Raw genomic sequence first — 26346 nt, forward strand, 5'->3', positions numbered from 1 at the left:
CGGGAGGCGCTCAGCGGCGGACGGCGGGTGGGAGCAGGGGTTTGAGCCCTTGCCACACGGTGTCCACGATCAGCGGCTGAGCCTGTGCGGTGGGATGGATGCCGTCGGCCTGGAACAGCTCCGGGCGGTCGGCGAAGCCATCCATCAGGAAAGGCACCAGGGCCACCTTCTGCGTGCGGGCGACGTCGGCAAAGGTGTCGGCGAAGCGGCGGGTGTAGGCCGGGCCGTAGTTGGGCGGCATGCGCATGCCGACGAGCAGCACGCGGGCACCCGCCTGCTGCGCGGCGGTGATCATCGCGCGCAGGTTGTCGGCCAGCAGGTCGGGCTTGAGGCCGCGCAGGCCGTCGTTGGCGCCCAGTTCCAGGATGAGGATGGCGGGCTTGTGCTCGGCGAGCGCCGCAGGCAGGCGCGAACGACCGCCGGCCGACGTTTCGCCGGAGACGCTGGCGTTCACCACCTGATGGCGGAACCCTTCGCGTGCTAGGCGCGTCTGCAACAGGGTGGGCCAGGCTTCGCCGGGCTTGAGGCCGTAACCGGCCGACAGGCTGTCGCCCCACACCAGGATCGAGGCCGCCGGCGCGGCACCGGCGAACAGCAGCAGGAACAGGAAGGTGGCGATGGATCGCAGCGGCATCGAATACTCCATTCCGGTCATCGAGGTGGCCGGCTTGTCCCGGCAGGTGCCGATGGCCGACGGCAAAGGCGTGCTGCACATTTTGCAGGATGTGAACTTTGCGGTGCGTGCGGGCGAATCGGTCGCCATCGTCGGCGCATCCGGCTCGGGCAAATCGACCCTGCTGGGATTGCTCGCCGGCCTGGACGTTCCCGATGCGGGCACGGTGCGGCTTGCCGGCACCGACCTCTTCGCGTTGAACGAGGACGCCCGCGCGGTGCTACGCGGCGAGGCCATCGGCTTCGTGTTCCAGTCCTTCCAGTTGCTGCCGGCGCTCACCGCGCTGGAGAACGTCATGCTGCCGCTGGAGCTGGCCGGTGCGGACGATGCGAGGGAGGTCGCCACACAGTGGCTGGAGCGTGTCGGCTTGGGCGGCCGCCTGCGCCATTACCCCAAGCACCTGTCGGGCGGCGAGCAGCAGCGCGTGGCGCTGGCGCGCGCCTTCGCGCCCCATCCGCGCCTGCTGCTGGCCGACGAGCCGACCGGCAACCTGGATGCCGAAACCGGACGTTCCATCATCGAGCTGATCTTCCGCCTCAACCGCGAGGTGGGCACGACGCTGATCCTGGTGACGCACGACGAGTCGCTCGCGCGCCGCTGCGGGCGCGTGCTGCGCATGAGCGCCGGCCACCTGGTCGAGGCACCGCCGCAGGTGGCGTGACGCATGGTATCGAGATGGCTGTGCTGGATCGGCGGCGCGATTTCCTGTAGGAGCGGGCTTGACCGCGATTGACCGTGCAGGTCGCGGTCAAGCCCGCTCCTACAGCGATGGCATGGAGTCTCGTTGCTTGACCGCCACGTCAGGCAGTCAGCTTGCGAACAGCTCCAGGATGCCGTCCAGGCCGCGGTGGTCGAGGCAGCATTGCGCCACTTCGCGCAGCACCGGTTTGGCGCGGAATGCCACGCCGAAGCCGGCTGCGCGCAGCATCGGGATGTCATTGGCGCCGTCGCCGGCGGCGATCACCTGATCGGGCGTCAGGCCCAGCTCGTCGCGGATGCGCAGCAGATGCGCCGCCTTGGCCTTGCCGTCGACGATGTCGCCGACGACGCGACCGGTGAGGTGGCCGTCGGCGACCTCCAGTAGGTTGGAATACGCGTGGTCGAAGCCGAGGCGCTGCTGCAGGCGCTCGGTGAAGTAGGTAAAGCCGCCCGAGACCAGCACCGTGCGGATGCCGGCGCGCTGCAGGCCGCGCATCAGGCGCTCGGCACCGGGGTTGAGCTGCAGCCGCTGCTCGTACACCTCGCCCAGCGCCTCCTCGCGCAGGCCTGCCAGCAGCGCCACGCGCCGCGTCAGCGACTCGCAGAAGTCGATCTCGCCGCGCATCGCCGCCTCGGTGATCTCCGCGACCTGGGGCTTGAGGCCCTGCATGTCGGCGATCTCGTCGATGCACTCGATGTTGATCAGCGTCGAGTCCATGTCGGTGACGAAGAGGCCGAAATCGGCCAGCTTGCGCCCGTCCGGCACCCAGGCGAAATCCAGCGCGGCCTCGGCGCAGCGCGCGGCGAGCGCATCATGCTGCTGTGCATCGACGAGGCGGAAGGACTGCGGCGTGATCTGCTCGATCGCGCGCGCGTCCGTCAGCTTGGCGATCGACTTCAATGCGAGGTTGTCGACGTCCTCGCCCAGCACCACCAGGCTCATGCAGCCCGCTCCCGGCGCGCACGCGCCTCGCGCAGCACGGCGGCGGCATTGCGGATCATCTCTTCGGTGGTGTCCCAGCCCACGCAGGCGTCGGTGACCGAGCAGCCGTACTTCAGTTGCGACAGATCGGCGGGGATGGGCTGGTTGCCGGCGACGAGGTTGCTCTCGATCATCAGGCCGACGACGGACTGGTTGCCCTCGCGGATCTGGTGCACCACGTCCTTCATGACCAGCGGCTGGAAGTCGGGGTTCTTCCACGAGTTGGCATGCGAGCAGTCGACGACGATGTTGAGCGGCAGCTTGGCCTTGGCGAGCGCCTTCTCAGCGAGCGAGATCGACACCGTGTCGTAGTTCGGCCGCCCGCCGCCGCCGCGCAGGACGACATGTCCGTAGCGGTTGCCGCGGGTGCGGGTGATGGAGGATTCGCCGCTGGAATTGATACCCAGGAAGCTATGCGGGTTGGAGGCCGAGATGATGGCGTTGATCGCCACCTCTAGGTCGCCGTCGGTCGCGTTCTTGAAGCCCACCGGCGTCGACAGGCCGGAGGCCATCTCGCGGTGAGTCTGCGATTCGGAGGTGCGCGCGCCGATCGCCGTCCACGAGATCAGGTCGCCGTAGTATTGCGGCGCGATCGGGTCCAGCGCCTCGGTGCCGGTCGGCAGGCCGACTTCGCACACATCGAGCAGGAAGCGCCGGGCGCGCTCCATGCCGACGTCGATGCGGAAGGAGTCGTCCATGTAGGGGTCGTTGATGAAGCCTTTCCAGCCGGTGGCGGTGCGCGGCTTCTCGAAATAGACGCGCATCACCAGCAGCATCGTGTCTGACACCTCGTCGGCCAGCGCCTTCAGGCGGCGGGCGTAGTCCAGGCCGGCCACCGGATCGTGGATGGAGCACGGACCGACGACGACGAACAGGCGGTCGTCCTTGCGGTCCAGGATGTCGCACAGCGCCTTGCGACCGGCCAGCACCGACGCCGCGGCACGCTCGGACAGCGGCACGCGCGCCTTGATCTCGTCGGGCGAGGGCATGTGGTCGAATGAGGCGATGTTGAGGTTCTCGGTCTGTGCGACGGACATTGCTTGACTCCGGTGTGCTGCCTGAAAAACGGGCATTGTAACTCCCCGACCGGGCGACTGTCCGGTCCGCACGCGCCGCGCGAGCGCCGGCTGGGGTGTCGAAGCGCGCGGCATTACCATGTGCGCACGATGCGCGTGGGGGGCGATGTGCGCCTCCTCATCCAGCATCTCCATCTGCATTCCTGCCGGAGCCGGACGATGAAACAACGCTGTGACTGGTGCGGAACCGACCCCCTCTACGTCGACTACCATGACCGCGAATGGGGCGTTCCGGCACATGACGACCGGCACCTGTTCGAGATGCTGATCCTGGAGGGGGCGCAGGCAGGCCTCAACTGGATCACCATCCTGCGCAAGCGCGACAATTACCGCCGCGCCTTCGACGGTTTTGATGCCGAACGCGTGGCCGGCTACACAGTGCAGGATGTCGAGCGCCTGTTGGGCGACGCCGGCATTGTGCGGAACCGCCTGAAGGTCGAATCCGCTATCGCCAACGCGCGTGCCACGCTGGACGTCCGCGCGCAGTTTGGCTCGCTGGACGCCTTCCTGTGGCGCTTCGTCGACGGCCGACCGCGGCACGGCGGCTGGGCCAGCCTGGCAGAGGTGCCGGCGAGTACGGCCGAGTCCCAGGCGATGAGTCGGGAATTGCGCCGGTGCGGGTTCCGCTTCGTCGGCCCGACGATCTGCCATGCATTCATGCAGGCGGTCGGCATGGTCAATGACCACCTTGTCACGTGCTTCCGCTATGCGGAGATCCGCGATCTCCCTTCCGCCGTTTGAGGTGCTCAGGCATCCGGGGCGGCGGCATGCCGCCGGCGCTGCGGCAGGGCGTGCCGACGGAAGAACAGGAGCTTGCCGACTTCCGTGCTGACGACATAGCCCAGCACGATGACCAGCAGGGTGACGAGCAGCGCGGCGCCGGGGGGTGTGAAGCTGAAGGCGGCCGCGACGCCAGGGATGTAGGGCAGGATCAGCGCTGTCAGCGTGACGGCGATCGTCGCTCCCAGCAGCAGTCGGCTGGGCGCGCTGCGCCAGGCGACATGGCGCGTGCGCAGCACCAGGACCACGGCGAGCTCGGTCAGCACCGACACGACGAACCACGAGGTCTGGAACAGCCCTTCGCCGACATCGAAGACCTTCAGCAACACGAAGAAGGTCAGCAGGTCGAAGGCACTGCTGATGAGCCCGAACACGAGCATGAAGCGCCTTACTTCGGCGACGTTCCAGCGCTGCACGCGGGTGATGTGCTCGCGGTCGACGCGGTCGGTGGAGATCGCGATCGACGGCAGATCGGACAGGAAATTGTTCAACAGGATCTGCTTTGCCGCCAGCGGCAGGAAGGGCAGCAGCGGCGTGGCGAGCGCCATGCTGACCATGTTGCCGAAGTTGGCGCTGGTGGTGATCGAGATGTACTTGAGCGTGTTGGCGAAGGTGCGGCGACCTTCCTCGACGCCGGTACGCAGCACCCCGAGGTCGCTCTTGAGCAGCACCACGTCGGCGCTGTCGCGCGCCACGTCGACCGCGCCTTCGACCGAGATGCCGACGTCGGCGGCGTGCAGCGCGGCGGCGTCGTTGATGCCGTCACCGAGATAGCCCACCGCGTGCCCGGTGCGCTGCAGCGCGTGCACGATGCGTTCCTTCTGCTGCGGGTCGACTTCCACGAACAGGTCGGTGCGTTCGGCCAGATGCCACAGCGATTCGTCGGTGAGCTGCGCGATCTGCGGGCCGGTCAGCATCGCCTGCGGGTCAAGACCGATGCTGTCCGCAAGGTGGGCGGTGACGTAGCGGTTGTCGCCGCTGATGATCTTCGTGCGGCAGCCGAGGCGGGCGAGGTTGCGGATGGTGCGCGCAGCGTCGGGTTTGGGGGGGTCGGAGAACAGCAGGAAGCCGGTGAGGCAAAGGTCGCATTCGTCGGCGTGGCTGTATGTGGGGCGGGCCTCGAGCACACGGGTGGCGACGGCGAGCACGCGGTAGCCATCTTCGCCGCAGCGGCGGAAATACGCATCCAGCCGCTCGCGTTGCATGTCGTCGAGGGCGCGCTCGCTGCCATCGACCGCCAGTGACGAGCACACGTCCAGCACCTGCGCGTAGGCGCCCTTGGTGATGAGCCGGTGGCGGCCGGGCGCGTCGTGCTCGGCGACGACGATGGTCAGCCGCTTGCGGTGGAAGTCGTAGGGGATCTCGTCGATCTTGATGGCGTCGCCTGTCTGCAGCCCCGCGCGCTCGCCGGCCGCGACGATGGCGGCATCGAGCGGATTGGCGATCCCCGTTTCATTTGCGGCGTTGAGCCAGGCCAGGCGCTGCACGGTCGCCGAGTCGGCGCCGGCCGCATCGACCGCCGCCACCAGCGTGATCACGCCTTCCGTCAGCGTGCCGGTCTTGTCGGTGCACAACACGTCCATGCTGCCAAGGTTCTCGATGGCTTCCAGCCGGCGCACGATCACGCCACGGCTGGCGAGGGTGCGCGCACCGCGCGACAGCGTGACGCTGACGATGGCCGGCAGCAGTTCGGGCGAGATGCCCACGGCGAGCGCGACCGCGTACAGCAGCGATTCGATCAGCGGCCGTCCCAGCGCCTGGTTCACCATCAGCACGAACACCACCATGACGATCATGATGCGCACCAGCAGGTAGCCGAACTGGCGCACACCGCGCGCGAATTCGGTTTCGGGCTCGCGCGCCTTCAGGCGGGCGGCAATGGCGCCGAACTCGGTGCCGCGGCCGGTCTGGATCACCAGCATGCGCGCAGTGCCGCTGCGCACCGAAGTGCCGAGGAAGACCATGTTGCTGCGCGCGGCGAGCGGGGTGTCGGCCGGCAGCACGCCGGGGCGCTTTTCCACCGGGAAGGATTCGCCGGTGAGGCTGGCTTCGGTGACGAGGAAATCGACCCCCTCCAGGATCACGCCGTCGGCCGGCACCAGGCTGCCAGCGGCAAGCTGGACAACGTCGCCGGGCACGACGTCGGCGGCCGGGATCGTCACCTGCGCGCCATCGCGCCAGGCCTGCACGGTGAGCGCGAGCCGCCGGCGCAGCGCAGCGATGGCGACCGAGGCGCGGTACTCCTGCGCGAAGCCGAGCAGCGCGCTGCCGAGCACGATCGCGAGGATGATGCCCGCATCCACCCATTGGCGCAGCCACAGCGATACGCCGGCGCCGAACACCAGGATCAGCACCAGCGGGCTCTCGAACTGGCGCAGCAACAGGCGCAGGGCGGTCTGTTCGTCGCGGTCCTCGACCGCATTGGGGCCGTGCTGCAGCAGCCGGCGCGCGGCCTCGGCACTGGCCAGGCCATCGTGTGCGCTGCCCTGCGCGGCCATCAGATCGTCGGCGTCGCGGCTCCAGTACGGCAGATTGTCGAGTGAGTCCTGCACTTGCCCCCCGTTCTCCTCTCGCACCGTAGCGGTCGAGCCCGTCCGCTCACTGCCGAGCCGGGCAGGCCTCACTCGTCGCTCGAGGCTGTGGTGCTGCCATCGCCGCATCGCCGCGTCGCCTCATCGCCAGCGCCAGGCTTGTCGCCATCGCGACATTGGAGTCCGATGAAGCCGTGATCCGATGGATGCGATCCCGCGGCGCAAGACCCGATCATAGTCGGCGCGGACGCGCGCGTGTTCAGCCGGAGCAGCGTCGAGGGCATCCCTGGGATGATCGAGACTATCCGCCGACTGTCGTGGAACGGAGGGTGACCGGCGCCGCTGGCGCGCCGGCTTGGAGCTTGACCCGCGGGAGGGGGAGGGCGCCCGCCGCGATCGGCCACGACGAACGTTCCTGAAAACGCCCCGGACGTCGAAATCCGGTGCATGGCTGTCGCGCTCAGACAAGTTGCTTTGTCCAGCCTGGCGTAATTTGCCGAACACCAAAGAACAATTCAGGAGACACACGACCATGTCTGCGGACCAGCACTGGATTCTCAACGTTGCAGCGCCGAGTGCGCCAGGCCAAGTGGCGGCGGTATCGACGTTTCTCGACCGGCAGTCGTGCTACATCAGCGAATTCTCTTGTTTCGACGACGAGCTGAGCGGTCGCTTCTTCGTGCGTTGCGTGTTCAGGCCGGCCTCGGACGATCGGGCGATTCCGCCCACGATCCGGGAGGAATTCGGACCGCTGGCCGCGCGCTTCGGCATGGACTGGGCGATGCACGAACTTCGCGAACGCCCGAAAGTGCTCATCATGGTGTCCAAGCTCGACCACTGTCTGCGCGACCTTCTGTATCGCTGGCGCATCGGGGAGCTGCCAATCGACATCGTCGCGGTCGTTTCCAACCATCCGGATCTTGCGCATCTGGCAAGCGCTGAGGGGATTCCGTTCCATCATCTGCCCGTCACCGAGGCCACCAAGCCGCAGCAGGAGGCGAAGCTGCTGCAACTGGTCGCTGACACCGGTGCGGAACTGGTCGTGCTGGCGCGCTACATGCAGATCCTGTCGGCCGAGCTGTGCGAAAAACTGTCCGGCCGCGCCATCAACATCCATCATTCCTTCCTGCCGGGCTTCAAGGGAGCGAAGCCTTACCACCAGGCGCACGCGCGCGGCGTCAAGGTGATCGGTGCAACGGCGCACTACGTGACGAACGACCTCGACGAAGGTCCGATCATCGAGCAGGTCGTCGACCGCGTCAGTCACGCGCACAGGCCGGAGCAACTGCTGTCGGTCGGGCGGGACATGGAGTGCCAGGCGCTCGCGCGTGCCGTTCATTACCACGTCGAACGCAGGGTTTTCCTCAACGGCTCGCGCACCGTCGTACTACCATAGACATAGGGTTCCGGCCTGCCCGCCAGCGTGCGGGTGACGGACCGCGGCGGGCGCCTCGTCCTCGAGGCGCCCGTGTGCTGTGTCGGATGCGCTTACCCGCACCGGCGCGGCGTTCTGTCCCTGCTGGACGACGATGACAATGGCTCTTCCTGATGATTCCGGCAAACACTGGGCTGGACGGGGCGGTGACGCGCCGGTCCGCTTCGGTTTCCTGCTTGTTCCGAGCTTCACGCTGATCGGCTTCGGCGCTGCCGTCGACCCGCTGCGCCTTGCCAACGTGGCGGCCCGGCGCACGCTCTACGAGTGCATCACGCTGACCATGGATGGTACGCCGGTGCGCTCCAGCGCCGGGGTCTGCGTGCAGCCCGACATGGCTGCGGTCGATGCGAACAATCTTGACGCCGTCATCGTGATCGGCCCCAATCCCCTGCCTTCGGCTGGGACCGAACCGATCATCCATTGGCTGCGCACCCTTGCTGCGAAGGGCGTGCCGCTCGGCGGCGTCGATACCGGCAGCTACTTTCTCGCCTGTGCCGGCCTGCTCGATGGCCACCGCAGCACCATCCACTGGGAGGACATGGATGCGCTGCTGGATCGCTTTCCGCGGCTGGTGGTGTCGAACAAGATCTACGAGGTCGATCGCGACCGCTGCTCCTGCAGCGGTGGCATCGCGCCGGTGGAGATGATGATCCACCTGATCGGCCTGGGCAGCGGAGGCCGCAAGGTGGCGTCTGCCGTGGCGGAGTACCTGATCTACGAACGCCGCGGCCCCGACGAGCGACAGAGGACTTCGCTGCGCGATGTGTCGGGCGCTTCGCATCCCAAACTGGTCGAAGCGATCAAGCTGATGGCATGCAACATCGAGGAGCCGCTGTCGATGGAGGAACTGGCGGCCCACATGCAGTTTTCCGCGCGCCAGCTCGAACGCCTTTTTCGCGAGACCTTGCAGTGCACGCCGCGGCAGTATTATCTGCAGTTGCGCCTCGACCGCGCACGACAGTTACTGACGCGCACCAATCGGCCGATCTCCGACATCGTGATGGCCTGCGGCTTCGTGTCGTTCGCGCACTTCTCCCATCGCTATCACGCAAGCTTCGGCATCTCCCCGAGTGCGGAGCGTCGCCGGCAGATCTGCGATGGTGACGAGACCCCCAGGCCGCCCGCCTGACGGTGGCGCAGCGCGTCTGCGCTGCCCGCAACCGACTCTCCCTCTGCGGTTGATGTTCAACCGCACGTTCCGACCTCCGGCACCCCTCGCCGGAGGTTTCTTTTTTCTGGATGTGTTGATCTGCCCAAGTCGTTTTCACGCAAACACCCGTCGGCAGCCGGCAATCCCGGCGAGGGCTCGACCACTAGCATGACTCCCACGTTGCCGGTGCGCAAAAAGACCGATACGGCTTATCAGCGTGTAGCCGGCGAGCGTGTTGAACATCAATCCGAAAGAGATAAAGGAGCGAGACATGACGAGTCTAGTGACGGGCGCCCAGTCGATGAGCGAGTTGAAGGACCTGCTGCGGATCGAGAACGGTCAGAAGGTGAAGCACACCTTCTCGGATCAGGAGTACATCGATCGCCAGACCAAGCTTCGTGCCTACATGGCGGCCAACGATATCGATGCGGTGCTGTTCACGTCGATGCACAACATCAACTACTACAGCGATTTCCTTTACTGCTCCTTCGGCCGCCCCTACGGCCTCGTGGTGACGCAGGACAAGGTGGTATCGATCAGCGCCAACATCGATGGCGGTCAGCCGTGGCGCCGCACCTTCGGCGACTACAATGTGGTCTACACCGACTGGCGCCGCGACAACTATTTCCGTGCGATCCAGCAGGAGATCCCGAACAAGGGTCGCGTCGGCGCCGAATTCGACCATATCCCGGTCGAGCGCCTGGAAAAGCTCAAGGCAGCCCTGCCCAACGCGCAGATCGTGGATATCGGCGCCGGCACCATGCGCATGCGCATGGTAAAGTCGGCCGAGGAAATCGCCCTCATCAAGCATGGTGCCCAGGTGTGCGACGTCGGTGGCGCGGCGCTGGCCGCTGCGGTGCACGAAGGCGTGCCCGAGCACGAAGTGGCGCTGGCCTCGACCCAGGCGATGATCCGCGAGATCGCCAAGCGCTTCCCGGATTCGGAGCTGATGGACACCTGGACCTGGTTCCAGTCGGGCATCAACACCGACGGCGCGCACAACCCGGTGACCACGCGCAAGGTGCAGAAGGGCGACATCCTGTCGCTGAACTGCTTCTCGATGATCTCGGGCTACTACACCGCGCTCGAGCGCACGATGTTCTACGACCACTGCGACGACGCCTCGCTCAAGCTGTGGGAGGTCAACGTCAAGGTGCACGAGGCCGGTCTGGCGCTGGTCAAGCCTGGCATCCGCTGCTGCGACGTCGCCGCCCAGCTCAACGAGATCTTCGCCGAGCACGGCCTGCTGCAGTACCGCACCTTCGGCTACGGTCACTCCTTCGGGGTGCTGTCGCACTACTACGGCCGCGAAGCCGGCCTCGAGTTCCGTGAAGACATCGAGACCGTCCTCGAGCCGGGTATGGTGGTGTCGATCGAGCCGATGATCATGCTGCCCGAAGGCATGCCGGGTGCCGGCGGCTACCGCGAGCACGACATCCTTGTCGTGACCGAGAACGGCGCCGAGAACATCACCGGCTTCCCGTACGGGCCGCAGCACAACATCATCAAGCGCTGAAGCGGCGTAACGCACTCATGCGAGGCCAAGAGCACAGGCGCCGCATGAGGGGGCGCCCGGCCGCCAGCGTCTGATCGAGGACAGCCTCGTCAGCGTTGGCGGCTCGGGCAAGCGGAGCGAAAGCACAATGCAAGGTCGGAGCATCGGAGGCAGGAATCACGGTGAGTAGTCGCGACCAAAGGCCCGCCGCAAAAAGGCGATGATAAAGCGCGCTTGAATAACGATAATTCGAAGACGAATCGTTCCGATCGTCCGGCCATGCACCGCGGCCACGAGGAGCGAAACAAGTCAAGGAGACAAGCTTCAAATGAAAAGTGTACACATTTCGGAGCTCGCGTGGCCCGAATACGATGCTCGCGTGCGTGACGGCAAAACGCCTGTCCTGATTCCGGTCGGGGCGCTTGAACAGCATGGTCCGCACATGTCAATGAACCCAGACGTGCTGCTTCCCACTGCGATTTCAGAGCGCGTCGCTGACCGCATCGGCGCGCTCGTCGCACCGCCGATTGCCTATGGCTACAAGTCGCAACAGAAGAGTGGCGGCGGAAATCACATGCCCGGCACCACGAGTCTGGATGGCCTCACCGTAACTTCGACGATCCGCGACGTCCTGAAGGAACTTGCGCGTCATGGCGTGAGACGGACGGTTCTCGTCAATGGCCATTACGAGAACTCAGCGTTCATCGTCGAGGGCGTGGACCTTGCGCAACGCGAATTGCGCTGGGACGGAATCCGCGATTTTTCGACAGTGGTCCTCTCCTATTGGGATTTCGTCACGCAGGAAGCAATCGACGCAATCTACCAGGGTGAATTTCCCGGTTGGGCGGTTGAGCACGGCGGCGTTCTGGAAACGTCGTTGATGCTCCATCTGCATCCGCACCTGGTCGATATGGAGAAGGTCTGCGATCACGCACCGGCACAGTTTCCGCCTTACGATTTCTTCCCGATCAAGCCCGAATGGACGCCGCCATCCGGTTGCCTGTCATCGGCAAAACGTGCAAGCGCGCAGCATGGCGAAACGTTGCTGAAGGTTTGCGTGGACGGAATCAGCCGCGAACTGGCGGGCGCGTTCGACTGAATGACGACCGCGCCGCGCCGAACGGCGATAGGCGCGCTCGTGCCAGGTGACCGCTCATCCTTGACGCTGTCGAATAAGCGGCTTGCGCATGGGTGTCCCATATGGGTGACTCATGACCTACACCCGCTGCTGTTCTGATCATCATCAATCCGCAATTGGGCTGCAAGGCCTTCCCATCTCATATCAAGGACGTATCGACAAAATTTGATTGCATTAAGGAGTGCCGCGGGGCGATCTTGCCGCTTCCATTAATCGGAGCGCCGATGTCGTCCGGACCCAAATCGCGAGCTATAAGAATTATTGGAGACATATAAAATGAGTAACCATGGTGGCGATGCTGCTGACTTGGAAGAGATGCTGCAACCGATCCCCGAGAATCGGCGGACGAGATCCGTTTGGGGACAGTTTTGGATCTGGTCGGGCGCAAATGTTGCACCCATCAACTGGATCCTAGGGGCACTCGGTATCAACCTAGGACTCTCGCTTGCGGACACGATTACAGTCCTGGTGGCGGGTAACGTGGTTGGAATGCTGGGATTTGGCGCCTTTGTGCTGCTTGGGCAACGAACCGGCGTCACCGGGATGGTGCTCTCCAGAGCCGCCTTCGGTCGGTATGGAGCGTATCTGCCTGCTGCCATCCAGGCATCGCTCGCGGTTGGCTGGTCCGCCGTGAATACGTGGATTATCCTCGATCTGGTGATGGCGCTCTTCGGTCAGCTTGGTTGGGTGGATCCGACCGCCGAGAATTTCTGGTGGCGTCTATCGACTGCAGCGACCATCATGACTACTCAGGTCGTGATTTGTTACGTCGGCTATCGGGCAATTGCTGCGTTCGAAAAATGGACTGTGCCGCCCACGGTGTTGGTGCTGATGGCAATGAGCGTTGTTGCCTGGACTCAGTTCGATATCAACTGGGCCTACGCAGGTCCCGAAGGCAAGGTGCTGACCGGCATGCCGCGTCTGGCAGCCATGAGCGCCGTAATGACCGCGATCGGCATTGGTTGGGGCATCGGCTGGTTCACTTATGCACCGGACTATTCGCGCTTTGTTTCGACGTCCGTGTGCAAGATGCGCCTTTATCTTGCCAGTACGCTCGGACAGTTCATTCCCGTGGTGTGGTTGGGCGTGCTGGGCGCGACGCTGGCAACGAAGAATGGAAGCGCAGACCCTGGCGCATTGATCGTCTCCAACTTTGGAGTTCTCGCGATCCCTGTGCTGGCACTCGTCATTCATGGCCCAATTGCAACGAACATCATCAACCTCTACACATTCGGTGTGGCGGCTCAGGCCATGGATATCAAGATATCGAGGCACAAGCTGTCTATCATGGTTGGCGTCTTCGCAATGTTGGCAGTCATGTTCTTCATGAAGCAGGACAATTTCGCACATGCGCTCGACTCATGGTTGATTTCCATCGTTGCATGGGTTGCCGCTTGGGGAGGCATTATGGCGGTTCACTGCTTCGTGTTTGAACGCAATACCAAGAATTTCGACTTTCTCTTCGAGGGGCCGGAATCCAAGCACATGCACAAATTCAATCCGGCGGCCATGGTGGCATTCTTCGGCGGTCTGGGATGTACGTACCTTTTCATGTACGGAGTCATTCCGCTGTTCCAAGGCCCCATTGCCGTCGCAATGGGTGGGGTCGATCTTTCCTGGCTCGCCGGTGGCCTCAGCTCCGCAATCATCTACTATTTGCTGGGTCGGCGGTATGCGCTACGTTATTCACAAGCAGCAAGGGTACGAACGCCAACGATGCGTGTAGCGGCGGTGCGTCTGAATTAAAGCTGCGTCGCTACCGTCTCGGTTGCAGAATGGCAAGGTGCTGGGAGTGGACATGAAGAGGGCATCAACGAAACGTTCCAGCGCGCAGTATGGCGTGATGCTGCAGAGAGCTTGCATTTACGGAATCAGTCGGGAAGCGGAGAGCGTTTTCGAGTAAGAGGCGGCGGTCTGCGCCGCGCGGCCCACCGTAAAGGAATCGGCCCCGTCCGTGTCGAAAGGCGCGGGCGGGGCCGATCTCCGTTCACCGTGCAAAGCGTATTTCGCGGTGTCTTTCGGGATGTCGCTTCCGCGAAAAGGGCCGTCGATTTCAAGCAATGGATCAGGGTGCGCCATTTCCATACTACGGCCGGCGAATTCGAGAATTAGAGCGACAAATCTAGTGAATTCGCGAGTGACGCCGCCCGGCGTCGGGGGAGTCGAGTTCGATGAGGAGGACGCTGCGCACACCCAGCCACGTATTCAGGCACGAGAATGATTCCGGAATAAAAATCCGAAACTGCCCGAGCAGATCGGCACCGGAAGACAAAACAATGAATTCAGACCAAAGGAAAGCGAATGAGCGGGAAGAAGATTGAACGCACGGCGAGCGTCGGATTTTTGGCCAGTTGCTGTGTCGCGCTGGCAGTCGGAGGCGCCAGCAGCGCCTTCTCAGCGGAGAGCTGGCAGAACACCAACTTGACCGTCGGCTATACGACCCAGTCGAAAGCGGATCCGGTATTCGGTACCGGTACTGCCGACGAGAAACTGACCACCGTGCGCCTTGAACATTTCGGGGTTCATGAGTACGGCGACAACTACTTCTTCTTTGATACCTACCATGGCAACAAGGTAGGCGGCGTTTTCGGCGGGGTCGGCGCCGGCTCGTTCGGTGATACTGCGAGCGATCAATACTATGGCGTGTGGAACCCGCGGCTGAGCCTGTCGAAGATAAGCGGAGCGAACCTGTCGCTCGGCTTCATCCAGGATGTATATCTGGCGGCGCGCCTGGAGCGCGGCTCGTATGCCAACTTCCGTGCCAACAATTTCGGCGTCGCTTTCGACCTGAAGGTTCCCGGTTTCAGCTTCTTTGAAACCGATTTCTACGCCCGCGGCGCCCGCTTCACCGGCGATGACGGAAGTACCACGCGCACGCTGTTCTGGCGCACGTTCGCCATGTTGCCGTTCGAATTGGGCGGCTTCAAGTTCGTTTGGTCTCCGCTGCTCCTGGTGAACTTCAACAATAAGGAGCGGGAAACCACCGTCTTCGTCCAGCCCGATCTCTGGCTGAAGCTCAATTCTCATTTCGACGTCGGCTATCGGCATGAGTACGCCACCTACAGCAAGCCAGATAGCGAGGGCGGTGGCCGGTATTCGCGGACCACGCCGACGCTGATGGTGCGCTGGAACTTCTGATTCATTGCGAATTCGCGGCCGGTTACAGGGTCATCCAGCAAGGTTGGCCGACCGGTTGCGAGGCCCAAGGTGTTTCGCCGGCCGAGAGAACTGCAGGAGCAGTCGTGGCCAACCGATCGACTCGTACCAAAGGAGTTGAAGATGAAAGACGAAGAGAAAACCCTGCAGTCCCCTTTCCGCCGTCGTTTCCTGCAGGGAGGCGGGGCATTGGCGGTGGGAAGCGCCTTGCCGCTGTCGATGATGAGCTCGACCAGCCTGGCGCAGGCCGCGACCGGTCAGCCGCGAACGCTGACGATTTTGGCATGGTACGGCCACGCCGAGCCGGACATCGTTGCCGAGTTCGAAGCCAAGTACAACTGCAAGGTCAAGCCCAAGTACTACACGGGCGGCGACAACATGCTCGCACTGGTATCCCAGTCGCCGGCGGGCACGTACGACCTCATCCTCTCCGACGCCGAGTACGTGCCGCAATTGCGCAAGGCCGGGTATCTCGAGCGTCTAGAGGCGAAGGACTATGCCTTCGACGATTATTTCCCCGAGTTCCAGCGCTTCCCGGGGCACTGGGACGGTAATGACCTGTATGCGGTCATGGTCCGGTTTGGTTTTCTCGGCGTTGCGTACAACACCGATGCGGTACCCGAGAGCAAGGCGCGTTCGTACAAGGTGTATTGGGATTCGGCCTACAAGGGCAAGGTCGGGCATTTCGACTGGTACCTGCCGAACATGGGGCAGGTGAGCCTCTATGCGGGCAACAAGGTGCCGTACAAACTCGATCGGGATCAGTTCGCCAAGCTGAAAACCGTGATGAAGACGCTGCGCCCGCAGGTTGCCGGGTTCTTCGATTACGGCGGCACCTTCAGCGGGCTGAAGAACGGTCAGCTGCAGCTCGTGTGCGGCATCGGCGACTGGATCACCGGAACGCTGGCGCGCTCCGGCGCCAAGGTGAACTCGGTCGTGCCGGACGAGGGCGGTCTGCAGTGGACGGAATCCCTTTCCATCGGCAAGGGGACGCGCAATCGTGATCTCGCCAAAGCCTTCATCCAGTACATCACTTCCGCACACGGTCAGGTGAAGTCCGCCAAGATGTTGGCCTATCCGGCTCTGATTCCCAATCGCAAGGGCTGGGAATTGCTTGCGCAGAGCGACCCTACCGAGGCCAGGCGCCAAGGAATGGTGCTGCAGGGCCATAGCGTCATGGACGACATTCGCTCCGGGAAGATCACGTTCCGACAACTACCGGTGCAGCAGAGCATCGAGGACTGGAATGACTTCTGGTCCGAGTACAAGGAAGGCGCCTGATCTTCTCCCTGCCGGGCCGACTCGCCGTCGGTCCGGCATTGTTCCCGGAGTCCTCACCATGTCGTCGAACACGCTTCGCCGTCGGTGGCCGTTGCTGCTTCCGCCCTTGCTGTGGCAGCTCGCATTCTTCCTGCTGCCGCTGCTCTTCCTTTTCGTCATTTCGTTCTGGAGCATTTCGAATTTCCGTCTGCAACCGGACCTGACGCTCAAGAACTGGGATTTCATGCTGAGCCGAAGCGCGTTCTGGTCGGCCTATGGACACACCTGGGTCCTGGCACTCGGCGCGGCGATCGTGACCACGTGTTGTTCGTTTCCTGCTGCGTGCAGTCTGGCGTTCACCGTTCCCGAGCGGACGCGAAAGCTCGCGCTCATGTTCCTGGTGGTGCCCTTCTTCACCAGCTACCTCGTCCGCGTCTATTCGTGGCAGGCCTTTCTTTCAGACAATGGCATCGTCAACGCGCTTTTCGGAGTGCTGGGCATCGACCCCTTGCCGATGCTCAATACGAACTTCGGCTCGCTCGTCGGTTACGTAACGCTGTCGCTGCCATTGGTGACGCTTGTGCAGACCATGGGGCTGGCCCAGATCGATCGCAGCCTCATCGAGGCCGCCCAAAATCTGCGAGCGGGTCCGGTGCGTACGCTGTTCAACGTGATCATTCCGCTAGGCAAACCATCGCTCGTGGTTGGCGCACTGTTCGCCTTCATTCTCGCCTTCGGCGATTTTGTCGCACCGACCTATCTGGGCGGCGGCGCACCGCCTACCCTCAGCAACCTCATCATTGACACCACCAAATCCGGCCAGCAATGGCCACGCGCGGCAGTCGTGGCGATCGTGATGATCCTGACGCTGGTTGCGACCTCGCTGGTCGCGGTGCGTCTTGCGTATGGGAGGCGCAAGTGATGCTGCGGTTTGCTCGATGGTTCGGCTGGGCCTACACGGCCTACACCTTTGTTTTCATTCTGGCGCCCATCGTGGCCAGCTTGGTCTTCTCCTTCAACGCCGACCGATTTCCTGCGTTGCCGCTGACGGGCTTCACCGCAGACTGGTATCGCGCCACGTTCACGGATCCGCTGATCATCGAGGCGTTCCAGCGCAGCCTGATGGTGGCGATTCCAGTAGCGTCGCTGTCGACGGTTCTTGGTTTCTGCGCTGCCTACTGCGACTATCGCTTCGTCTTTCGCGGAAAGTCGCTGTTCAGTCTGCTGATGCTGCTGCCGCCCACGATTCCAGCGGTGATCATGGGTCTGGGCATGCTGTCGTACCTGTCGCGGATCAACATCGCCGGGGAGATCGGTGCAGTCCTGATCAGTCACGTCGTGATCGCCTTGCCGTTCGCGATGGCGATGATCCGTCTGCGCCTGGCGCAGATGGACGACGCGCTCGAAGAGGCGTCATGGAACCTTCATGCGTCGCCGGCGCAAACCCTTTGGCATGTGGTGATCCCGTTCTGCAAGCAGAGCCTGATCGCCTCCTTCCTGATCACGGCCGCGGTGTCGTTCGACGAATTCGCTGTTGCCTGGTTCGTCTCCGGTCTGAATGAAACCGTACCGGTGCGCGTGCTCGTGTTCCTGCAAGGTCAGGTCAGTCCCGTCATCAATGCGATCGGCACCGTCGTGTTCAGTTCGTCGATCCTGTTGGTAGCCATGGGTATGGCGTTCTCCGGCGTCGGAAAGGCAAAGCAGTCGGGCGCCGGTGGTAGTCCGGCCTAGTTCGAGACCGCCTTTGCTTTCAGAAATCGATTCATTCTTGCGAGATTCATCATGACCGAAGCACTGGTAGAAATCGATGGCGTATCAAAGCGGTTCGGTGACTATACGGCAGTGACCGAAACATCATTCGGGATCCGCGAGGGAGAGTTCCTCGCCATCATGGGGTCGAGTGGCTGTGGCAAGACGACGATGCTTCGCATGCTGGCTGGGCTCGAGGAACCCTCGACGGGCGAGATCCGTCTCGAAGGGCGGTCGCAGAAGGGGCTGCCGCCGTGGCGCAGGGAACTCCCGCTGGTGTGGCAGAGCCTTGCACTGTTCCCATTCCTGAGCGTGCTCGACAACGTCGGTTTCGGCCTAAAGATGCGCGGCGTCAATAAGGCAGAGCGCGAGCGCCGCTCGCTGGCCTGGCTACAAAAGCTGGAACTCGGCGAGTTCGCGAGCAGCAACGTGATGCAGCTCTCCGGCGGCCAGCGGCAGCGGGTCGCCCTCGCGCGTGCGCTGGTCACCGAACCTAAGGTACTGCTTCTGGATGAGCCGCTGAGCGCGCTGGATGCCCACCTGAGCGTGCGCATGCAGGCCTTGCTGCGCTCGCTGCAGCGGGAGCTCGGCATTACCTTCGTGTATGTCACACACAGCCAGACCGAGGCTTTCTCGATGGCCGACCGCGTGGTGATCATGAGCCGCGGGAAGGTCGAGCAGATCGCTTCGCCTCAGAGCGTCTACCGGCATCCAGCCAATCGCTTCGTCGCCGAGTTCATCGGCAACGTGACCATCCTGAGAGGGAGTGTCGCCGAGGTGGGTGATCAGTCGATCCGGGTGAACACCGCGACCGGATCCATGACGGTGTCCCGCGGTGGCTGCGCCGCGTCGCACGGAGCGCCGGCCGATTTCTACATCAATGCCGATCAGATTGCCATCGGCAGCGCTCCACAGCACGAAAACCATGTAACGGCGCGATTTCTGAGCCACAAGTTCATCGGCAACATGGTCACGCTGTTCCTGGAGGTTCCTGGCATCGAGGACGACTTGAAGGTGATTCTGCCGGAGCGGACCTACGACTGCCTCGGCTTGCAGCCGGGAGACTCGGTGGTGGCCTCCTGGCCGTCCGCTGCGGCGCACTGCTTCAGTGGGGCCAAGCTGAGCGCGGGTGCGTAATGAGTGTTGCCGCTTCGTCGCAGGAACCGCGCAACGGCGGGGGCGCCGGCGTGTGAGCCGTTGGGCGCACGAGGAGGAGCTTGAGCTGATGCAGGCGCGGCTGGATAAAGCGCCGGAGAGTATGCGCATCTGACGGCGGACCGTCGAACATCCCTTCGGTACCTTGAAGGCCTGGATGGGCGCGACGCACTTCTTGACCAAGCGACTTGAATGCGCGAACCGCGATGAGCCTGCATGTTCTATTAACCAGGAAATCAAATAGGTTTTGACATAATTCTGGCATGGAAAAGATCGATGCCAGAAAACTGCCGCCCGAAGCCCTCGAACATATCCGTCGCCAAGGGTTCGTGCTTCGCAAACAAGGTTACACGTGAGCGCACATCGCGGAAGTGTGCGGGGTTCATGTCGGTACCGTTTTGAAATGCGCGCGGCACCCCCAGGTCGGCAGTGTCGATACGGTGATCAAGGGCGGGCAACGTGGTCGACGCCACGGTTCGGGGCGAACGCTGACGTTTGTTCAAGAGGAGCAGTTGCGTTTGAAGATCGTCGGTTCGAATCCCGCCCAGATTCAGCTCGAGTTCGCGCTGTGGAATCGTGGCGCGGTCATACTCGCCATCAGGCAGCTCTTTGGCATCGACATGCCCATTCGCACGGTCGGTGAGTATCTTCGGGGCTGGGGTTTCACGCCGCAGCGACCAGTAAAGCGTGCGCTCGAGCAGGATCCGGCCCGGCTCAAGGCGTGGTTCGAGGACGAGTACCCGAAGATCGTTGCGCGCGCCAAGACTGAGGATGCCGATTGGGGTGACGAGACGGCCATTTGCCAGGACTCGAACTGGGTGCGCGGCTACTCGATGGCGGGGCTGATGCCTGAAATTCGACTGCCAGCCGGTCGTCATGGATCGACATCGATGATTTCGGCGATCACCAACCAAGGCTTGGTGCGCTTCTCGTTCTTCGAGGGCGCCATGGATGCCGACCGCTTCATCGTCTTCCTGAAAGATCTGATTCGGGGCGTGTAGCGGAAGGTGTTCCTGATCGTCGACAACCTGCGCGTGCATCGCGCCAACCGTGTCCGCGAGTGGGCCGCGGAGAACACCGAGAAGATCGAACTGCTTTATCTGCCGCGGTACGCGCCGGAACTCAACCCCGACGAGTACCTGAACCGCGATCTCAAGACGGCGATACGTTCCGGGCCGATTGCCAAGACCGCTGCCGCGCTTCTTGAGAAGGCGCGTGCGTGCATGGAACGCATCGCTGCGATGCCAGATCGAGTGCGATCGTATTTCAGCCATGAGTACGTTCGGTACGCTCAGTAATTTAGCTATTTGCTTGCCGGGTTAATAACTGAACGGTATTGCTCCCTCTGCGGTTGATGTTCGACCGCACGTTCCGACCTCCGGCATCCCTCGCCGGAGGTTTCTTTTTTCTGGATGTGTCGATCTGCCCAAGTCGTTTTCACGCAAACACCCGTCGGCAGCCGGCAATCCCGGCGAGGGCTCGACCACTAGCATGACTCCCACGTTGCCGGTGCGCAAAAAGACCGATACGGCTTATCAGCGTGTAGCCGGCGAGCGTGTTGAACATCAATCCGAAAGAGATAAAGGAGCGAGACATGACGAGTCTAGTGACGGGCGCCCAGTCGATGAGCGAGTTGAAGGACCTGCTGCGGATCGAGAACGGTCAGAAGGTGAAGCACACCTTCTCGGATCAGGAGTACATCGATCGCCAGACCAAGCTTCGTGCCTACATGGCGGCCAACGATATCGATGCGGTGCTGTTCACGTCGATGCACAACATCAACTACTACAGCGACTTCCTGTACTGCTCCTTCGGTCGCCCCTACGGCCTGGTGGTGACGCAGGACAAGGTGGTATCGATCAGCGCCAACATCGATGGCGGTCAGCCGTGGCGCCGCACCTTCGGCGACTACAACGTGGTCTACACCGACTGGCGCCGCGACAACTATTTCCGTGCGATCCAGCAGGAGATCCCGAACAAGGGTCGCGTCGGCGCCGAATTCGACCATATCCCGGTCGAGCGCCTGGAAAAGCTCAAGGCAGCCCTGCCCAACGCGCAGATCGTGGATATCGGCGCCGGCACCATGCGCATGCGCATGGTAAAGTCGGCCGAGGAAATCGCCCTCATCAAGCATGGTGCCCAGGTGTGCGACGTCGGTGGCGCGGCGCTGGCCGCTGCGGTGCACGAAGGCGTGCCCGAGCACGAAGTGGCGCTGGCCTCGACCCAGGCGATGATCCGCGAGATCGCCAAGCGCTTCCCGGATTCGGAGCTGATGGACACCTGGACCTGGTTCCAGTCGGGCATCAACACCGACGGCGCGCACAACCCGGTGACCACGCGCAAGGTGCAGAAGGGCGACATCCTGTCGCTGAACTGCTTCTCGATGATCTCGGGTTACTACACCGCGCTCGAGCGCACGATGTTCTACGACCACTGCGACGACGCCTCGCTCAAGCTGTGGGAGGTGAACGTCAAGGTGCACGAGGCCGGTCTGGCGCTGGTCAAGCCTGGCATCCGCTGCTGCGACGTCGCCGCCCAGCTCAACGAGATCTTCGCCGAGCACGGCCTGCTGCAGTACCGCACCTTCGGCTACGGCCACTCCTTCGGCGTGCTGTCGCACTACTACGGCCGCGAAGCCGGCCTCGAGTTCCGTGAAGACATCGAGACCGTCCTCGAGCCGGGCATGGTGGTGTCGATCGAGCCGATGATCATGCTGCCCGAGGGCATGCCGGGTGCCGGCGGCTATCGTGAGCACGACATCCTCGTCGTGACCGAGGACGGCGCCGAGAACATCACCGGCTTCCCGTACGGCCCCCAGCACAACATCATCAAGCGCTGAACCGGCATGACTCGCTCATGCAAGGCCGGAGTGCCGGCCGCGCATGAGCGAGTACCACGGCGCAAGCGTCCGCACGAAGACACTCTTTGCTATTGAAGATGCGCTTGCGCGGCTGCCGGGATCACCGTCGCCAATTGCGTACTCACGGCCGCAATTAGATGGCGTTCAGAAAACAGGCGATGATGAAACGCGCCTGAATGATGATAATTCAAAGACAGCTCTGTCCGGACGGCCAACCAGGCACGGCGGATAGAAGGGCGACTCAAGTCAAGGAGACAAGCTGCAAATGAAAAGTGTTCACATTTCCGAGCTCGCCTGGCCCGAATACGATGCCAGAGTCCGTGACGGCAAGACCCCTGTACTGATTCCAGTCGGGGCGCTTGAACAGCACGGCCCGCACATGTCGATGAACCCGGACGTGCTGCTGCCGACGGCGATTTCCGAGCGCGTTGCTGACCGCATCGGTGCCCTCGTCGCACCTCCGATCGCCTACGGCTACAAATCGCAACAGAAGAGTGGTGGCGGGAACCACATGCCGGGCAGCACGAGTCTAGATGGCCTCACCGTAACCTCGACGATCCGTGACGTCCTGAAGGAACTTGCGCGGCATGGCGTGCGGCGGACGGTTCTCGTCAATGGCCATTACGAGAATTCAGCATTCATCGTCGAAGGCGTCGATCTGGCCCAGCGCGAATTGCGCTGGGATGGCATCCGCGATTTTTCGACGGTGGTGTTGTCGTACTGGGATTTCGTCACGCAGGAGGCCATCGACGCCATCTACCAGGGCGAATTTCCCGGCTGGGCGGTCGAGCACGGCGGCGTTCTGGAGACTTCGCTGATGCTCCATCTGCATCCCCACCTGGTCGACATGGAGAAGGTCTGCGATCACGCGCCGGCTCAGTTTCCGCCCTACGACTTCTTCCCGGTCAAGCCGGAATGGACACCTGCATCCGGGTGTCTGTCGTCGGCGAAGCGTGCGAGTGCACAGCATGGTCAGACGCTGCTCAAAGTGTGCGTCGACGGTATCAGCCGCGAATTGGCGCGCGCGTTCGACTGAATGCTCGCGGCCCCCGCGCCGAACACCGAATCGGAATCGGAATCGGCCCTGCCGGTATTGAAAAACGCGGGCGGGGCCGATTGCCGTTCACCTTCGGGCCGAACTTTCCAATGAGATTCGGGATGTCGCCACCGCGACAGGCGGTGTCGATATAAGGAAATGCGTCAGGGCGCTGGATTTCCATACTTCCTCCGTCGAATTCGAAAATTAAAAAAGAAAATCAAGCGAATTCGCCAGTGACGCCGGCTGACGTCTGGTGATCCGAAATCGACGAGGAGGATGTTGCACACACCTGCAAACGCCTGTCCAACCATGAGTAAGACTCCGGAAGGCGATACAAGCGCTGTCCGAGCACCTCGGCACCGGAAAATAAAACAATGAATTCAGACCAAAGGAAAGCGAATGAGCAGCAAGAAGATTGAACGGAAGCTTGGAGCCGGATTGCTGACCGGTTGCTGTGTTGCACTCGGAATCGCCGGTGGTGGCAGTGCCTTCGCAACGGAAAGCTGGCAGAACACCAATCTGACCGTCGGCTACACGACCCAGTCGAAAGCCGATCCAGTATTCGGCACCGGCACGGCCGACGAAAAAATGACCACCGTGCGTCTCGAACATTTCGGGGTTCATGAGTACGGCGACAACTATTTCTTCTTCGACACCTACCACGGCAAGAAGGTGGGCGGCGTGTTCGACGGCGTTGGGGCTGGCTCCTTTGGCGATACGGCAAGCGACCAATATTACGGCGTGTGGAATCCGCGTCTGAGCCTTTCCAAGATCACCGGTGCGAATCTGTCGCTGGGCTTCATCCAGGACGTGTATCTGGCGGCGCGCCTGGAGCGCGGCTCGTATGCCAATTTTCGCGCCAATAATTTCGGCATCGCCTTCGACCTGAAGGTTCCCGGTTTCAGCTTCTTCGAGACCGACTTCTATGCACGTGGTGCCCGCTTCACCGGCGATGACGGAAGCACCACGCGGACGCTGTTCTGGCGCACGTTCGCGATGCTGCCTTTCGAGATCGGCGGCTACAAATTTGTCTGGTCGCCGCTGCTGCTTGTGAACTTCAACAACAAGGAACGGGAAACCACCGTCTTCGTGCAGCCCGACCTGTGGCTGCGGCTCAATTCGCATTTTGATGTCGGCTACCGTCACGAATACGCTACTTACAGCAAGACGGTGGGCGAGGGTGGCGGCACCTATTCGCGCACTACGCCGACGCTGTTGGTACGTTGGAATTTCTGACTTTCGTGCTGGCGATGATTGGCCCGCGGCACTGACACGTGGTGCGACGCCCGGTCGATGGTGCTTCGGCACTTTCGTGTGTGGGCCAGAGAACTGCCAGGGCAGTCGCGGCCATCCGAACGTGCATGGGCGGCAACGGTGTCCGTATGGCCTCCTCGCACCCGCCAATCTCTCGTGATCAATAGCAACCGGAAATTGCGCCGCAATGACCAGGCGCTTCGTATCAAGGAGGTCTCGACCAAAGTCAATCGTTGAAAGGAATGCCGCGGGGCGATCTCACCGATTCCTTCAAACGGAAAGTTGATATCGCTCGGATCGAATACGCGAGTTATAAGAATTATTGGAGACACAGAAAATGAGCAACCATGGTAGCGACGCTGCTGACCTTGAAGAGATGCTGCAGCCGATCCCCGAGCATCGGCGAACCAAATGTGTGTGGGGGCAGTTTTGGATCTGGTCGGGGGCAAACGTTGCGCCCATCAACTGGATTCTGGGCGCACTCGGGATAAATCTTGGACTCTCGCTCGCAGACACGATTACCGTCCTGGTGGCCGGCAACCTGCTTGGAATGCTTGGCTTTGGCGCCTTCGTGCTGCTTGGGCAACGAACTGGCGTCACCGGGATGGTGCTTTCCCGCGCCGCTTTCGGTCGATATGGGGCATACCTGCCGGCCGCCATCCAGGCATCGCTGGCAGTCGGCTGGTCGGCGGTGAATACCTGGATCATTCTTGATCTGGTAATGGCACTTTTCGGACAGCTTGGCTGGGTGGATCCAACCGCGGAGAATTTTTGGTGGCGTCTGTCAACGGCGGCGACCATCATGACCACCCAGGTCGTCATTTGCTACATCGGGTATCGGGCAATCGCAGCCTTCGAAAAATGGACTGTACCGCCTACCGTGTTGGTGCTGGTGGCGATGAGCGTTGTTGCCTGGACTCAGTTCGATATCAACTGGGCCTATGCGGGACCTGAAGGCAAGGTGTTGACCGGCATGCCGCGACTTGCAGCCATGAGTGCCGTGATGACCGCTATCGGCATCGGCTGGGGCATTGGCTGGTTCACGTATGCACCGGACTATTCCCGCTTTGTTTCGACGTCGGTGTGCAAGACGCGACTTTATCTTGCCAGTACGCTCGGTCAGTTCATCCCGGTGGTGTGGTTGGGGGTGCTGGGCGCGACCCTGGCAACGAAGAATGGATCCGCTGACCCCGGCGCACTGATCGTCTCCAACTTCGGGGTCCTCGCGATTCCCGTGCTGGCGCTGGTCATTCACGGCCCAATTGCTACCAACATCATCAATCTCTATACGTTTGGCGTGGCGGCTCAGGCCATGGATATCAAGATTTCCAGGCACAAGCTGTCGATCATGGTTGGCGTTTTCGCAATGTTGGCGGTCATGTTCTTCATGAAGCAGGACAACTTCGCGCACGCGCTCGATTCGTGGTTGATCTCCATCGTGGCATGGGTTGCCTCCTGGGGCGGGATCATGGCTGTGCACTGCTTCGTGTTTGAACGCAATACCAAGAATTTCGATTTCCTTTTCGAGGGGCCGGAATCCAAGCACATGCGCAAGTTCAATCCGGCGGCGATGGTGGCATTCTTTGGCGGTCTGGGCTGCACGTATCTTTTCATGTACGGGGTCATTCCGCTGTTCCAAGGCCCGATTGCCGTGGCGATGGGTGGGGTCGATCTTTCCTGGCTCGCCGGTGGCCTGAGCTCTGCAGTTCTCTACTACTGGCTGGGTCGGCGCTACGCGCTGCGTTACTCAGCAATGGACAGGGGGCAACCAGCAAAGGGACGAGGATTGTCGGCGCGCGTCTAAAACTACCCAGCGGTGCGCGTTGAATTTTACCCAGGCACTTTAGCTGCTCGTCATGGAGCAGCCGATGTTCAGTGTAGTCGAGTTGCTGACCGCGAGTGTGCGCAGAGAAG

At 62.4% G+C, this 26346-nt stretch carries 21 protein-coding genes and 2 pseudogenes; 18 read left to right on the top strand and 5 right to left on the bottom strand.

Features of this window, described 5'->3' with window-relative positions; translation table 11 throughout:
• Positions 1-10: 10 nt before the first annotated feature.
• Positions 11-634: an arylesterase gene (locus GH664_RS13885; RefSeq protein ID WP_153168671.1), complete on the bottom strand. Its 624-nt coding sequence runs from the start codon at positions 632-634 to the stop codon at positions 11-13.
• Here GH664_RS13885 and GH664_RS13890 point away from each other — a divergent pair.
• Complete coding sequence (locus GH664_RS13890) at positions 618-1334, top strand: ABC transporter ATP-binding protein (RefSeq protein WP_153168672.1); 717 nt, start codon at positions 618-620, stop codon at positions 1332-1334. The two genes, GH664_RS13885 and GH664_RS13890, sit on opposite strands and share 17 nt — an antisense overlap.
• 147 nt (positions 1335-1481) lie before the next feature.
• Here GH664_RS13890 and serB read toward each other — a convergent pair whose 3' ends face one another.
• Both serB and GH664_RS13900 read right to left on the bottom strand, forming a co-directional pair.
• Positions 1482-2315 carry a phosphoserine phosphatase SerB gene (gene serB / locus GH664_RS13895; RefSeq protein WP_153168673.1) on the bottom strand — a complete coding sequence of 278 codons (834 nt, stop codon included), beginning with the start codon at positions 2313-2315 and terminating at the stop codon, positions 1482-1484.
• Entirely contained in the window at positions 2312-3391 is a 1080-nt protein-coding gene (locus tag GH664_RS13900; protein WP_153168674.1) for a 3-deoxy-7-phosphoheptulonate synthase, read from the bottom strand. The genes serB and GH664_RS13900 overlap by 4 nt, the downstream gene beginning before the upstream one ends.
• Before the next feature lie 198 nt (positions 3392-3589).
• Here GH664_RS13900 and GH664_RS13905 point away from each other — a divergent pair, with 198 nt between their 5' ends.
• Positions 3590-4171: a DNA-3-methyladenine glycosylase I gene (locus tag GH664_RS13905; protein ID WP_153168675.1), complete on the top strand. Its 582-nt coding sequence runs from the start codon at positions 3590-3592 to the stop codon at positions 4169-4171.
• Positions 4172-4176: 5 nt separating this feature from the next.
• On the opposite strand, the gene mgtA is transcribed toward GH664_RS13905, so the two are convergent.
• Complete coding sequence (gene mgtA / locus GH664_RS13910) at positions 4177-6762, bottom strand: magnesium-translocating P-type ATPase (protein ID WP_228111517.1); 2586 nt, start codon at positions 6760-6762, stop codon at positions 4177-4179.
• A 511-nt stretch (positions 6763-7273) separates the two neighbouring features.
• On the opposite strand from mgtA, the gene purU reads away from it, so the two are divergent.
• The 11 genes and pseudogenes from purU to GH664_RS13965 form a co-directional block, all read left to right on the top strand.
• Positions 7274-8137 (top strand): formyltetrahydrofolate deformylase, encoded by an 864-nt coding sequence (gene purU / locus GH664_RS13915; RefSeq protein ID WP_153168677.1) that lies wholly within the window; start codon positions 7274-7276, stop codon positions 8135-8137.
• A 139-nt stretch (positions 8138-8276) separates the two neighbouring features.
• The gene (locus GH664_RS13920; protein ID WP_228111518.1) at positions 8277-9305 is read left to right on the top strand and encodes a GlxA family transcriptional regulator; all 1029 of its coding nucleotides are present in this window, start codon (positions 8277-8279) and stop codon (positions 9303-9305) included.
• A gap of 292 nt (positions 9306-9597) precedes the next feature.
• Complete coding sequence (locus GH664_RS13925) at positions 9598-10842, top strand: M24 family metallopeptidase (RefSeq protein WP_194270409.1); 1245 nt, start codon at positions 9598-9600, stop codon at positions 10840-10842.
• Between the two features lie 307 nt (positions 10843-11149).
• Entirely contained in the window at positions 11150-11920 is a 771-nt protein-coding gene (locus GH664_RS13930; RefSeq protein ID WP_153168679.1) for a creatininase, read from the top strand.
• Positions 11921-12235: 315 nt separating this feature from the next.
• A complete protein-coding gene (locus GH664_RS13935; protein WP_228111519.1) occupies positions 12236-13705 on the top strand; it encodes a cytosine permease in 1470 nt (489 codons plus the stop codon).
• 555 nt (positions 13706-14260) lie between these two features.
• Positions 14261-15097, top strand: coding sequence for a hypothetical protein (locus tag GH664_RS13940; RefSeq protein ID WP_153168680.1), 837 nt, complete (start codon positions 14261-14263; stop codon positions 15095-15097).
• 141 nt (positions 15098-15238) lie between these two features.
• Complete coding sequence (locus tag GH664_RS13945; protein ID WP_153168681.1) at positions 15239-16396, top strand: spermidine/putrescine ABC transporter substrate-binding protein; 1158 nt, start codon at positions 15239-15241, stop codon at positions 16394-16396.
• Positions 16397-16454: 58 nt separating this feature from the next.
• A complete protein-coding gene (locus GH664_RS13950; RefSeq protein WP_153168682.1) occupies positions 16455-17297 on the top strand; it encodes an ABC transporter permease in 843 nt (280 codons plus the stop codon).
• Positions 17297-18106 (top strand): ABC transporter permease, encoded by an 810-nt coding sequence (locus GH664_RS13955; RefSeq protein ID WP_153168696.1) that lies wholly within the window; start codon positions 17297-17299, stop codon positions 18104-18106. Before GH664_RS13950 ends, GH664_RS13955 begins: the two co-directional genes overlap by 1 nt.
• A gap of 51 nt (positions 18107-18157) precedes the next feature.
• Positions 18158-19261: an ABC transporter ATP-binding protein gene (locus GH664_RS13960; RefSeq protein WP_153168683.1), complete on the top strand. Its 1104-nt coding sequence runs from the start codon at positions 18158-18160 to the stop codon at positions 19259-19261.
• Positions 19262-19307: 46 nt separating this feature from the next.
• Positions 19308-19503 (top strand): annotated as a pseudogene (locus tag GH664_RS13965) (IS5/IS1182 family transposase); the annotation flags it as partial.
• Positions 19504-19515: 12 nt separating this feature from the next.
• Here GH664_RS13965 and GH664_RS13970 read toward each other — a convergent pair.
• Entirely contained in the window at positions 19516-19782 is a 267-nt protein-coding gene (locus tag GH664_RS13970) for a hypothetical protein (RefSeq protein ID WP_228111523.1), read from the bottom strand.
• 15 nt (positions 19783-19797) lie between these two features.
• Here GH664_RS13970 and GH664_RS13975 point away from each other — a divergent pair.
• The 5 genes and pseudogenes from GH664_RS13975 to GH664_RS13995 all read left to right on the top strand — a co-directional run bounded on the left by GH664_RS13975 (position 19798) and on the right by GH664_RS13995 (position 26236).
• A pseudogene (locus GH664_RS13975) lies at positions 19798-20577 on the top strand (IS630 family transposase).
• A gap of 296 nt (positions 20578-20873) precedes the next feature.
• A complete protein-coding gene (locus GH664_RS13980; RefSeq protein WP_194270410.1) occupies positions 20874-22118 on the top strand; it encodes a M24 family metallopeptidase in 1245 nt (414 codons plus the stop codon).
• Between the two features lie 286 nt (positions 22119-22404).
• Positions 22405-23175 (top strand): creatininase, encoded by a 771-nt coding sequence (locus tag GH664_RS13985; RefSeq protein WP_153168684.1) that lies wholly within the window; start codon positions 22405-22407, stop codon positions 23173-23175.
• A 402-nt stretch (positions 23176-23577) separates the two neighbouring features.
• A complete protein-coding gene (locus GH664_RS13990; RefSeq protein ID WP_228111520.1) occupies positions 23578-24414 on the top strand; it encodes a hypothetical protein in 837 nt (278 codons plus the stop codon).
• Positions 24415-24769: 355 nt separating this feature from the next.
• A complete protein-coding gene (locus GH664_RS13995) occupies positions 24770-26236 on the top strand; it encodes a cytosine permease (RefSeq protein ID WP_228111521.1) in 1467 nt (488 codons plus the stop codon).
• Positions 26237-26346: the final 110 nt, after the last annotated feature.

The sequence above is a fragment of the Thauera sp. 2A1 genome, from assembly GCF_009469595.2.
GTDB lineage: Bacteria > Pseudomonadota > Gammaproteobacteria > Burkholderiales > Rhodocyclaceae > Thauera.

Bases quoted from the DNA above. Each gene is read 5' to 3' on its own strand.
- GH664_RS13890 (WP_153168672.1), top strand. From the start codon at position 618: ATGGATCGCAGCGGCATCGAATACTCCATTCCGGTCATCGAGGTGGCC.
- GH664_RS13885 (WP_153168671.1), bottom strand. From the start codon at position 634: ATGCCGCTGCGATCCATCGCCACCTTCCTGTTCCTGCTGCTGTTCGCC.
- serB (WP_153168673.1), bottom strand. From the start codon at position 2,315: ATGAGCCTGGTGGTGCTGGGCGAGGACGTCGACAACCTCGCATTGAAG.
- GH664_RS13900 (WP_153168674.1), bottom strand. From the start codon at position 3,391: ATGTCCGTCGCACAGACCGAGAACCTCAACATCGCCTCATTCGACCAC.
- GH664_RS13905 (WP_153168675.1), top strand. From the start codon at position 3,590: ATGAAACAACGCTGTGACTGGTGCGGAACCGACCCCCTCTACGTCGAC.
- purU (WP_153168677.1), top strand. From the start codon at position 7,274: ATGTCTGCGGACCAGCACTGGATTCTCAACGTTGCAGCGCCGAGTGCG.
- GH664_RS13920 (WP_228111518.1), top strand. From the start codon at position 8,277: ATGGCTCTTCCTGATGATTCCGGCAAACACTGGGCTGGACGGGGCGGT.
- GH664_RS13925 (WP_194270409.1), top strand. From the start codon at position 9,598: ATGACGAGTCTAGTGACGGGCGCCCAGTCGATGAGCGAGTTGAAGGAC.
- GH664_RS13930 (WP_153168679.1), top strand. From the start codon at position 11,150: ATGAAAAGTGTACACATTTCGGAGCTCGCGTGGCCCGAATACGATGCT.
- GH664_RS13935 (WP_228111519.1), top strand. From the start codon at position 12,236: ATGAGTAACCATGGTGGCGATGCTGCTGACTTGGAAGAGATGCTGCAA.
- GH664_RS13940 (WP_153168680.1), top strand. From the start codon at position 14,261: ATGAGCGGGAAGAAGATTGAACGCACGGCGAGCGTCGGATTTTTGGCC.
- GH664_RS13945 (WP_153168681.1), top strand. From the start codon at position 15,239: ATGAAAGACGAAGAGAAAACCCTGCAGTCCCCTTTCCGCCGTCGTTTC.
- GH664_RS13950 (WP_153168682.1), top strand. From the start codon at position 16,455: ATGTCGTCGAACACGCTTCGCCGTCGGTGGCCGTTGCTGCTTCCGCCC.
- GH664_RS13955 (WP_153168696.1), top strand. From the start codon at position 17,297: ATGCTGCGGTTTGCTCGATGGTTCGGCTGGGCCTACACGGCCTACACC.
- GH664_RS13960 (WP_153168683.1), top strand. From the start codon at position 18,158: ATGACCGAAGCACTGGTAGAAATCGATGGCGTATCAAAGCGGTTCGGT.
- GH664_RS13980 (WP_194270410.1), top strand. From the start codon at position 20,874: ATGACGAGTCTAGTGACGGGCGCCCAGTCGATGAGCGAGTTGAAGGAC.
- GH664_RS13985 (WP_153168684.1), top strand. From the start codon at position 22,405: ATGAAAAGTGTTCACATTTCCGAGCTCGCCTGGCCCGAATACGATGCC.
- GH664_RS13990 (WP_228111520.1), top strand. From the start codon at position 23,578: ATGAGCAGCAAGAAGATTGAACGGAAGCTTGGAGCCGGATTGCTGACC.
- GH664_RS13995 (WP_228111521.1), top strand. From the start codon at position 24,770: ATGAGCAACCATGGTAGCGACGCTGCTGACCTTGAAGAGATGCTGCAG.